Source organism: uncultured Marinobacter sp. (genome assembly GCF_963974375.1).
In the GTDB taxonomy this organism is placed as follows: Bacteria; Pseudomonadota; Gammaproteobacteria; order Pseudomonadales; family Oleiphilaceae; genus Marinobacter.
The window spans coordinates 1-9,065 of the sequence record NZ_CAXBDN010000178.1 but is presented as its reverse complement, the minus strand read 5'-3'; the positions used below and the strand labels follow the sequence as shown (position 1 = coordinate 9,065).

Here is a 9,065-nt window from a genome sequence, read left to right as displayed (position 1 = left end):
CGCTGCGGTAACCCGCGGTCAAGGTAGCGGCGCGCCTGCTGCTGTACCCGCTGGCGGAAACCGTCAGCATCCACGGCACCGCCACCATCAAGGTTGTCCACACTGATGTGGAAGCGGCGGCCACAGGCTATGGTGAATAGCCATTCCAGAGCCTGGGGTTTGACCTCGACCTGTTCGAATGCCTGTTGTTGCGCCACTGATCGCCCGTCCGGACAATACCAGTAACCATAGTCCACCTGTTGGCGGCGCTCGGCACCGGCAATGCACCAGTGGCTGATTTCGTGCAGGGCACTGGCGAAGAAGCCGTGAGCAAAGATGATCCGGGCACAGTTGCCCTCACCGTCAGCCGGCAGATATTCCGGTTCGCCGCTGCCTTTAACCAGCATCGTGCCGAGACTGTTCCGGAACAGCGTGTTAAAGAGTGTGACGAGGTCTTCTGGACGGTGATTCATGCGTCAGCTATTGTGCGTGTTTGCTGTTCATAATGCCAGCGGGGGATATAAATCCTGACCCGGCATTCAGACTGGCCAGTTCCTGTACCTTACCCGGGTTCCGGCCATTATAACCTCTATGTAACGGGAACCTGTGGCCAGGGTAACGGTCCATAAAGAACATTTATTATATCCTCTATTTCAACAAACCGGATCCATACAGCTCCTGATGCCTATACCACTACATTTGTCCCGGGCCCTTGCCTTTACCCTTAGTGTCATTCTGCTTTTGCTGTCCCAGAGCGCCACGGCCTTTACTGGCAGCAACAGCTTTGGTGGCCAGGACTTCCTGCCGGTCGATGAAGCGCTGCCATTTTCCTATGTTATTACTGAAAATGGCGTCAATCTGCGCTGGGATATTGCTTCGGAACATTACCTGTACAAGGAGCGAATTTCGGTAGAGGCCGTAGCTGAGGGCGTCAGCATTTCCGAGCTCTCCTTCTCTCAGACCGGCACCGAAACCGAAGATCCCTACTTCGGCACCATGATGGTGTTTTACGAACCAATCGAAGCCGGCCTGTCGGTACAGCTGCCAGAGGGTGTACGGGAAGCAACGCTGCAGGTTACCTATCAGGGATGTGCAGAAGCGGGATTGTGTTACCCGCCACAGACCCGCGAGGTTCTCTACTACGGATCAGATAATAGTGGCGGCAGCGCGCTGACCACCGACACCGTCTCGCCATCGGCTTCCGCTCAGAGCACATCCGGCACGTCAGCCGCGCAGAACCTGGAGACCGCCACCGGGCTCGCCGGATTTCTTTCCGAGCAGACGTTGCTGATCATCGCGCTGGTATTTTTTGCCCTTGGCCTGGGGCTGACGTTTACCCCCTGTGTCCTGCCGATGGTACCGATCATCTCAACCCTGGTGTCCAGTCAGAACACCCGCAATTCCGCCCAGGCATTGTTACTGGCCTTCAGTTATGTGCTCGGTATGGCACTGACCTACGCCGCTGCCGGCGTTATCACCGGCAGTCTCGGCGCCAGCTTCAATCTCCAGGCTCATCTGCAGTCACCCTGGGTACTGGGTATTTTCGCCGGATTGTTTGCCCTGTTCGCACTGTCCATGTTCAACGTCTTTGACCTGCAACTGCCGCGAGTGATTCAGGACCGGCTGAATCAGGCCAGTCAGAAACTGAGCGGTGGCCGGGTGGCCAGCGTGTTTGGTATCGGCTCGCTGTCGGCCCTGATTGTCTCGCCCTGTGTGTCAGCACCGCTGGCTGGCAGCCTGCTTTACATCAGCACCACCCAGGACGCACTGGTGGGTGGTATTGCGCTGTTTTCGCTCGGCATGGGCATGGGTGTTCCCCTGATTCTGGTTGCAGTGGGGGGACGCAAGTTGCTGCCTTCCACCGGCGCATGGATGAACGTTGTCAAAGCCTTTTACGGGGTCATGCTGCTGGCGGTGGCAATCTGGCTGCTGGAACGATTGATGCCGGCCTGGCTGGGACTGACCCTCTGGGGCTTGCTGGCTGCCATTACCGGCGTTCAGCTGGGTGCCTTTGATCAGGCCAGGGCGGGCTGGCAACGCACCTGGAAAGGCCTCGGCCTGGTGATGTTCGCCTGGGGCCTGGCGCTGCTGGCCGGCGCCCTCGGTGGTGCCACCGACCCGACCCGGCCACTGACACCGTTCATGGCTCAGGCTGGCGGTGGAAGCAACGGATCTCCGGGAGTTCAGCATGCGGATTTCCGGCGCTTCGAGGACCCGGACCGTATTCGCTCGGAACTGGTTGCGGCCAGCGGCCGGAATGAGCCGGTATTACTGGATTTCTACGCCGACTGGTGTATTTCCTGCAAAGTCATGGAACGGAGAGTGTTCAGCGACCCGGACGTGATTGCCCGGCTGGAACCCTTCACGCTGCTGCAGATTGACATGACAGCCAATACCCGTGAACAGCAGGCGCTGCTGGACGAGCTGGGCATTTTTGGCCCTCCGGCCCTGCTGTTCTACCAGACCGATGGCAACGAGGCCGGCGGATTCCGGGTGCTGGGCGAGATGACCCGGGACCAGTTCCTGCGTCATGTCGGCCAGGTCCGGGAATCTTTTGAACGTATTCCGCAGCTGAGCAGCAACTGAGCAACGCTCAGTCTCCGAGCCTGATCCAGAAGTGGTACTCGCCGCCCTGCTCTTGCTGGTGCACCAGCTGATGATTGAGAAACTGGCAGAACCGGGGAATATCCCGGGTGGTTGAAGGGTCTGTTGCCAGCACCCTGAGCACTTCCCCCGGCGCGAGATCCCGCACCTTGTTGTGCAACATCATCACCGGTTCCGGGCACATCAACCCGCGCGCATCCAGTTCTGCGGTGTGGTCAGTTTCAGTCACGGTCAACTTTACCTCGGTTATATATCGGTTATTACGTGATAGACGTATTCGTATCAGGTGCTAAATTACTGTTATAGGAACATATTTCCAAGCTCCCGCCGACAGGAGCATCACGCCAGTATATCCAGAGAGGTGGCCATGATCCGAGTTCTTATCGAACGCCATATTGCTGAAAGTCTGGAAGCCGCTTACGAGGAGCGCTCCCGCAAGATTCTTCAGCGCGCTGTCGCCGCACCCGGCTTTATTTCCGGTGAAACCCTGGTGGATTCCCGGGACCCCAACCACCGTTTTACCCTGGCCAACTGGCGGTCCGCCGCTGACTGGGAGCGCTGGTTCCACTCTGCGGAGCGCCGGGGCCAATTAGACGAAATAGCCCCGATGCTTGATCAGGATGAGAAAATCACCATTCTTGACCAGTGCTGATCTGGACCAACTGAAGGTCTGCGGACAGCCGCGACATCATGACTCATCCGTCTGTACGCTCAATAAAACAGGTGATTTCTTCCCGGTCATGGTAAAGCTGCTTTGCGGTTAACCGAAACCGCAGGCCTGCTTCAGTCAGGCGCTGCTCAATCAGCGCCTGGCACACCAGCCATTCCTGGTAACGGGTTTTCATCGGTAGCTTCAGGTTAAATATGCTGTACCGGCAGAGTCTGTCTGCCATCCAGTCGGCCACCATAGCCGCCGTCCGCCGCGGTTTGTCGACAATATCACAGACCATCCAGTCCACCGCCCGTCGCGGCCGCCACTGATAACCGTCAGCTTTAACGTGCTGCACCTGACCGGAGTCCATCAACGCCTGGTTCATCGGGCCATTATCGACTGCCGCCACCTGCATGCCCTGGCGCACCAGCTGCCAGGTCCAGCCTCCGGGAGCAGCTCCGAGGTCGACAGCCGTTTTGCCACCCCCCAGGTAATCCAGCTCCCGCCCCGCCGGCAACAGCACTTTCCAGGCTTCCTCCAGCTTGGCTGCAGACCGGCTGGGTGCGTCTGCGGGCAACCTCAGTCGTGGAATACCCATGGGGTAACGGGCCCGGTTCTGTTGCAGGCTGTAACCGATCAGACATTGATCAAAATCCGGTACCAGCAACTCCAGCCGATCCGTGTCCACTGATGATGATCTTGCCTCTGCCAGCAGACCAGCACCCCTTAAACCTTTCGACAGGGGTGCGACCCATTGTCGCGTGAAGTTACCCAGATCACGGTCTGTGGAGTTTTCTGGCAACCGCACCTCGACTCTCCCGCAACGGGGCACTGACTCCTCCAGCTCACGAAGTGCCTTGATCAGCGCGCCAACCCGGTCTTCTGCGGGTAACGCCACTGTGCCCGACCAGATCAGCCAGTCTCTGACAAACACCAGCTCAGCTATCGATTGCTGCTCCAGCAACTGCTGCGGCGTCAATCCGCCAGACAGGTGGAACAGCAGCCAGCCCTGGTGCTGCCTGGGCTCGAAATAGCCATAACCGCCCAGAGCAGCTGCGACGTCCATCAACTCCTGCCCGGCCTCGGATTCGAATCCGGGCCGGCAATACACCAGCAAACCTTTCATTCTCGGGTATCCAGTAAACAACGCTCGAAGACGCGAAGCCTAACGGATTGCATGCATAAAATCAGCCGCCAGAGTTGCCGCCTCATCCATCAGTCCGGCCTGGCAGCGGCCGGAGCGGCGCAGTGGCCGGAAATCGTGATCGCCACTGTCCAGCCATTCCAGGCTGGCATACCGTGCCACTTCAGGGTGAGCCTCCATTTCGACGGGTTTGCCAAAAGGATCGCGGCTTCCCTGGATGATCTTCACCGGCACCTTGAAGTCCTTGAAATGACCGGTTCGCCATGACAGGGGCTTGGCCGGTGGATGGAAGGGAAAACCGAAGCAGACCGCACCTGCCAGGCCGTCCGCTGCCTCAGCGGCCAGCAGCGAGGCCACCCGGCCACCCATGGACTTGCCGCCAACGAATAAGGGAGCATCGTAAAGCGCTTGCGCACGGTCAACCTGGGAGCGGAAGCAAGCCGCCAATGCAGGCATGGGATCCGGCGGTCGCTTGCGCTCTTCTGAGCGCTGACGAGCCATAAAGGGAAACTCGAAACGGACCACGGTGATTCCGCGCTCCACGAGGGCGGCGGACATGGATTCCATCCAGGGCGAATCCGCCCCCAATCCGGCGCCGTGGGCCAGCAACAGCACCGGCGCCGCCGCTGAGTCGGTGCTGCGACCACTCTCAAGCCGCCACCACCTTGCCTCCTGTGTATCTCCAGCTAACATGAGTAAAACGACTCCAGATACCGACTGTCCATGGGTCGCAGCCTCGCGAAAGGCGGACACCCGAAAGGTACTTTTTCAATCATTCACGAACACACTGATTATAAGTCTCCATCATCCTGATTTAAGCGGCTTTCCGGCGTTCCGGGAGTTGACCTGAGTCATTGCAAACAGGTTATCGTTTCTCCATACTTGCGCCGGTTTCTTTCCCCATCCTGAATCCGTTGGTAAGGCTATGAGCACAGCAAACGCAAACCTGACATACAACTACAAGGTGGTGAGACAATTCGCCATTATGACAGTGGTGTGGGGCATTGTGGGCATGGGCCTGGGTGTGTTGATTGCAGCACAGCTGGTCTGGCCACAACTGAATTTTGACCTGCCCTGGACCCACTTCGGCCGCCTGCGGCCCTTGCATACCAATGCCGTTATTTTCGGCTTTGGTGGTAGCGCACTGTTTGCAACGTCCTATTACGTTGTCCAGCGTACCTGTCAGGCCAGGCTGTTTTCCGACAGCCTTGCGGCCTTTACCTTCTGGGGCTGGCAAGCGATCATTGTATCGGCCGCTATTACCCTGCCCCTGGGCTACACCACCACCAAGGAATACGCCGAGCTTGAATGGCCCATCAGCATTGCAATTGCAATCGTCTGGGTGGCCTACGCCGTTGTGTTCTTCGCCACCATCATGAAGCGGGCCATGCCCCATATTTACGTGGCCAACTGGTTCTACGGTGCCTTCATTCTCACCATCGCAGTGCTGCATATCGGTAACAACTTGGCACTGCCGGCAACCGCCATGCACTCCTACTCGGCCTATGCCGGTGTTACGGACGCCATGATGCAGTGGTGGTACGGCCATAACGCGGTGGGCTTCTTCCTGACCGCCGGCTTCCTCGGCATGATGTACTACTTCGTTCCGAAGCAGGCTGACCGCCCGGTGTACTCCTACCGGCTGTCGATTGTCCATTTCTGGGCCCTGATTGCCACCTACGTGTGGGCCGGTGGCCACCACCTGCACTACAGCGCCCTGCCTGACTGGGCACAGACTGCAGGCATGGTCATGTCACTGATTCTGCTGGCCCCCAGCTGGGGCGGCATGATCAACGGCATGATGACCCTGTCCGGCGCCTGGCACAAGCTGCGCACCGATCCGATTCTGCGCTTCCTGGTGGTGTCCCTGTCGTTCTACGGCATGTCGACCTTTGAAGGTCCGATGATGTCGATCAAGACCGTTAATGCCTTGTCGCATAACACCGACTGGACCATTGGTCACGTTCATTCAGGGGCTCTGGGCTGGGTCGCCATGATCAGCATCGGCGCTATCTACCATCTGATTCCGAAACTCTGGGGCGTCCGGGAAATGTACTCCATTGGCATGATCAATGTGCATTTCTGGCTGGCGACTGTCGGCACGGTACTCTACATCGTGGCCATGTGGGTCAACGGCATCATGCAGGGTCTGATGTGGCGCGCAGTCAACGAGGACGGCACTCTGACCTATAGCTTTGTTGAAGCACTTGAGGCTTCCTATGCGGGTTATGTTGTCCGCCTGATCGGTGGCGCTATCTTCTTCACGGGCATGCTGGTTATGGCCTACAACGTCTGGATGACCATTCGTCAGAAAGACGCCGTGGCCCTTAACAACAGCGTAGCCCAGGCCGCCTGATTCGGAGACCGTAACCATGAATCATGAAATTGTCGAAAAGAATGTCGGTCTGATGGCTGTCCTGATCGTGCTGGTGATCAGTGGAGGCTTTCTGGCCGAAGTCCTGCCCCTGTTCTTCTCCAAGGAAGTCAACCAACCCATTGAGGGGCTGAAACCCCTCAATGCACTGGAACTGGAGGGTCGTGACATCTACCGTCGGGAAGGCTGTCATGTCTGTCATACCCAGCAGATCCGTCCGTTCCGGGCGGAAACAGAACGCTATGGCCATTACTCCGTGGCCGGCGAATTTGTTTACGACCGTCCGTTCATGTGGGGTTCCAAGCGCACCGGTCCGGATCTGGCCCGTGTCGGCGGACGCTATTCGGACGCCTGGCAGCGGATGCATCTTTATGATCCGCGCAGCGTAGTGCCTGAATCGAACATGCCGGCCTTCCCATGGCTGTTCGAGGACAAGGTGGACCACACCATAACGGTCCAGAAAATGCGGACACTGCAAAGACTGGGTGTACCCTATTCCGATGAAGAGGTTGCTGGTGCTGCCGACATGGTACAGGGCGAGTTCGAGATCGACGCTCTGGTCGCCTACCTGCAGCAATTGGGTACCGTCATCTCAAGTAAACGGTGATCCTTATGGATATGGGTTTATTACGCGGCATCCAGACAATTCTGGTCATGATTGCCTTTTTCGGAATCATCTGGTGGGCCTACAGCGCCCACCGGAAAAAGGCAAACGACGAAGCCTCCAGGCTTCCGTTCGATGACGACGAAATTGCAGACCGCACGGTGCAACAGGACAAAACGGAGAAAAAACAATGAGTACCTTTTGGAGCATCTGGATCAGTGTGATCGTGCTCGGTACCATTTTTGGCTGCTGGTGGCTGCTCTGGGCTACCCGTAAGAGCCAGACAACCGACACAGAAACTGAAAAGACCATGGGCCATTCCTTCGATGGCATAGAGGAGTATGACAATCCGCTGCCCAAATGGTGGTTCTACCTGTTCCTCGGCACCTGTATTTTCGCGCTGGGGTACCTGGCGCTCTACCCCGGTCTTGGCAACTTCAAGGGCCTGCTGGGTTGGTCCCAGCACGGTCAGTGGGAAGAAGAAATGCAGCTTGCTGACGCCAGATACGGCGAACTCTACGCCCAGTTTGAAGAAACCCCGGTGCCGGAGCTGGCACAGAACGAACAGGCCATGCGCATGGGCCAACGTCTGTTCGCCAACAACTGTGCTGTCTGTCATGGTACAGCCGCACGCGGATCGGTTGGTTTCCCCAACCTGACCGACGACGACTGGCTGTGGGGCGGCTCACCGGAAGAGATCCTGGCAACACTGCACAACGGTCGTCAGGGCAACATGCCCGCCAAGGGCGTCATGCCGAATATGAACGCCACTCAGGTTGATCAGGTGGTAAACTATGTATTGGCCTACAGCGGCCGTGAGAAGAATGCCGAGGCCGCAAAAGCCGGAGAGCAGGTGTTTGCCCAGGCCTGCGCTGCTTGCCACGGAGCTGACGGCAAAGGCAACACTGCCCTCGGTGCGCCGAATCTCACCAATAATTCGTGGCTGTATGGCAGCACTTATGAGTGGATCGAGGAGACCGTGCTGTACGGCAGACAGAACGAGATGCCCGCCCAGAGCGATCGTCTCAGCGATGCCCAGATCCAGATCCTGGCAGCCTACGTTTACGGGCTTTCCAACGATTGATCAAACGGAAGATCAGCGTCAGATTGGCAGGTAACACCGTGTGCCGGAAGTCTCTTCCGGTACAGGGTCTGTTCAACCCTGAGTCCTCGTGAAGCGGGTTCAGGCTTGAAAAGATCCAGGTCAGGGTGATCCCACCCGGCCGACATCATCATCGGGAGGTAACGATGAGCAGTCAGATTCCGGTCCATCAGATTGACCCGAACACTGACGGCCCCTCCGACAACAAAAAAAAGAAACCGGAAACCGTCGATTTATACGCGAGTCGCGAGAAGATCTACGTTCGGGAAGTAACCGGACTGTTTCAGCGTATCCGGTTCTTCAGCCTTATGGCGCTGATGGGTATGTATTTTCTGTTCGTCTGGCTTACCCTCGACGGCCAGCCTCTGATTCACTTTGATCTGCCGGCCCGGCAGTTCCATCTCTACGGCACCACTTTCTACCCCCAGGACTTTTTCCTGCTTGCGGGCATGCTGATCATCTGTGCCTTTGGCCTGTTCTTCATCACCACCCTGTTTGGCCGGGTGTGGTGTGGCTATACCTGTCCGCAAACCGTCTGGACCTTCATCTTCATGTGGGTGGAAGAGCGCATCGAAGGCAGCCGCAACAAGCGGATGAAGATGGACA

At 57.7% G+C, this 9,065-nt stretch carries 11 protein-coding genes; 7 read left to right on the top strand and 4 right to left on the bottom strand.

Translation table 11 applies throughout. From position 1 onward, the window contains the following. On the bottom strand, positions 1 to 386 hold a 386-nt coding region (locus AAC035_RS14495; protein ID WP_339805361.1), incomplete at its 3' end, for an elongation factor P hydroxylase. A 274-nt stretch (positions 387 to 660) separates the two neighbouring features. Between AAC035_RS14495 and dsbD the strand changes: the two genes are divergently transcribed. Next, positions 661 to 2,565: a protein-disulfide reductase DsbD gene (gene dsbD / locus AAC035_RS14490; RefSeq protein ID WP_339805359.1), complete on the top strand. Its 1,905-nt coding sequence runs from the start codon at positions 661 to 663 to the stop codon at positions 2,563 to 2,565. 7 nt (positions 2,566 to 2,572) lie between these two features. Here the strand turns inward: dsbD and tusA are convergent, their stop codons facing one another. Next, positions 2,573 to 2,812: a sulfurtransferase TusA gene (gene tusA, locus AAC035_RS14485; protein WP_339805358.1), complete on the bottom strand. Its 240-nt coding sequence runs from the start codon at positions 2,810 to 2,812 to the stop codon at positions 2,573 to 2,575. A gap of 138 nt (positions 2,813 to 2,950) precedes the next feature. Between tusA and AAC035_RS14480 the strand changes: the two genes are divergently transcribed. Then, positions 2,951 to 3,235, top strand: coding sequence for an antibiotic biosynthesis monooxygenase family protein (locus AAC035_RS14480; protein WP_339805356.1), 285 nt, complete (start codon positions 2,951 to 2,953; stop codon positions 3,233 to 3,235). Positions 3,236 to 3,278: 43 nt separating this feature from the next. Here the strand turns inward: AAC035_RS14480 and rlmM are convergent, their stop codons facing one another. Both rlmM and AAC035_RS14470 read right to left on the bottom strand, forming a co-directional pair. Continuing rightward, positions 3,279 to 4,361, bottom strand: a complete 1,083-nt coding sequence (gene rlmM / locus AAC035_RS14475) for a 23S rRNA (cytidine(2498)-2'-O)-methyltransferase RlmM (RefSeq protein ID WP_339805354.1) — start codon at positions 4,359 to 4,361, stop codon at positions 3,279 to 3,281. A gap of 39 nt (positions 4,362 to 4,400) precedes the next feature. Further along, positions 4,401 to 5,072 carry an alpha/beta fold hydrolase gene (locus AAC035_RS14470; RefSeq protein WP_339805352.1) on the bottom strand — a complete coding sequence of 224 codons (672 nt, stop codon included), beginning with the start codon at positions 5,070 to 5,072 and terminating at the stop codon, positions 4,401 to 4,403. Between the two features lie 232 nt (positions 5,073 to 5,304). Here AAC035_RS14470 and ccoN point away from each other — a divergent pair, with 232 nt between their 5' ends. The 5 genes from ccoN to AAC035_RS14445 form a co-directional block, all read left to right on the top strand. Next, complete coding sequence (gene ccoN, locus AAC035_RS14465) at positions 5,305 to 6,735, top strand: cytochrome-c oxidase, cbb3-type subunit I (protein WP_339805350.1); 1,431 nt, start codon at positions 5,305 to 5,307, stop codon at positions 6,733 to 6,735. Between the two features lie 16 nt (positions 6,736 to 6,751). After that, positions 6,752 to 7,360: a cytochrome-c oxidase, cbb3-type subunit II gene (ccoO, locus tag AAC035_RS14460; protein ID WP_339805349.1), complete on the top strand. Its 609-nt coding sequence runs from the start codon at positions 6,752 to 6,754 to the stop codon at positions 7,358 to 7,360. 5 nt (positions 7,361 to 7,365) lie between these two features. Then, positions 7,366 to 7,551, top strand: coding sequence for a CcoQ/FixQ family Cbb3-type cytochrome c oxidase assembly chaperone (locus tag AAC035_RS14455; RefSeq protein WP_339805348.1), 186 nt, complete (start codon positions 7,366 to 7,368; stop codon positions 7,549 to 7,551). Continuing rightward, positions 7,548 to 8,441: a cytochrome-c oxidase, cbb3-type subunit III gene (gene ccoP / locus AAC035_RS14450; RefSeq protein WP_339805346.1), complete on the top strand. Its 894-nt coding sequence runs from the start codon at positions 7,548 to 7,550 to the stop codon at positions 8,439 to 8,441. The genes AAC035_RS14455 and ccoP overlap by 4 nt, the downstream gene beginning before the upstream one ends. 164 nt (positions 8,442 to 8,605) lie before the next feature. Continuing rightward, a partial coding sequence (locus AAC035_RS14445) for a 4Fe-4S binding protein (protein ID WP_339805344.1) occupies positions 8,606 to 9,065 on the top strand: 460 nt, incomplete at its 3' end.

What these genes read in the sequence shown, in the direction of transcription:
- dsbD (WP_339805359.1), top strand. Translation starts at nt 661, where the DNA reads ATGCCTATACCACTACATTTGTCCCGGGCCCTTGCCTTTACCCTTAGT.
- AAC035_RS14480 (WP_339805356.1), top strand. Translation starts at nt 2,951, where the DNA reads ATGATCCGAGTTCTTATCGAACGCCATATTGCTGAAAGTCTGGAAGCC.
- rlmM (WP_339805354.1), bottom strand. Translation starts at nt 4,361, where the DNA reads ATGAAAGGTTTGCTGGTGTATTGCCGGCCCGGATTCGAATCCGAGGCC.
- AAC035_RS14470 (WP_339805352.1), bottom strand. Translation starts at nt 5,072, where the DNA reads ATGTTAGCTGGAGATACACAGGAGGCAAGGTGGTGGCGGCTTGAGAGT.
- ccoN (WP_339805350.1), top strand. Translation starts at nt 5,305, where the DNA reads ATGAGCACAGCAAACGCAAACCTGACATACAACTACAAGGTGGTGAGA.
- ccoO (WP_339805349.1), top strand. Translation starts at nt 6,752, where the DNA reads ATGAATCATGAAATTGTCGAAAAGAATGTCGGTCTGATGGCTGTCCTG.
- AAC035_RS14455 (WP_339805348.1), top strand. Translation starts at nt 7,366, where the DNA reads ATGGATATGGGTTTATTACGCGGCATCCAGACAATTCTGGTCATGATT.
- ccoP (WP_339805346.1), top strand. Translation starts at nt 7,548, where the DNA reads ATGAGTACCTTTTGGAGCATCTGGATCAGTGTGATCGTGCTCGGTACC.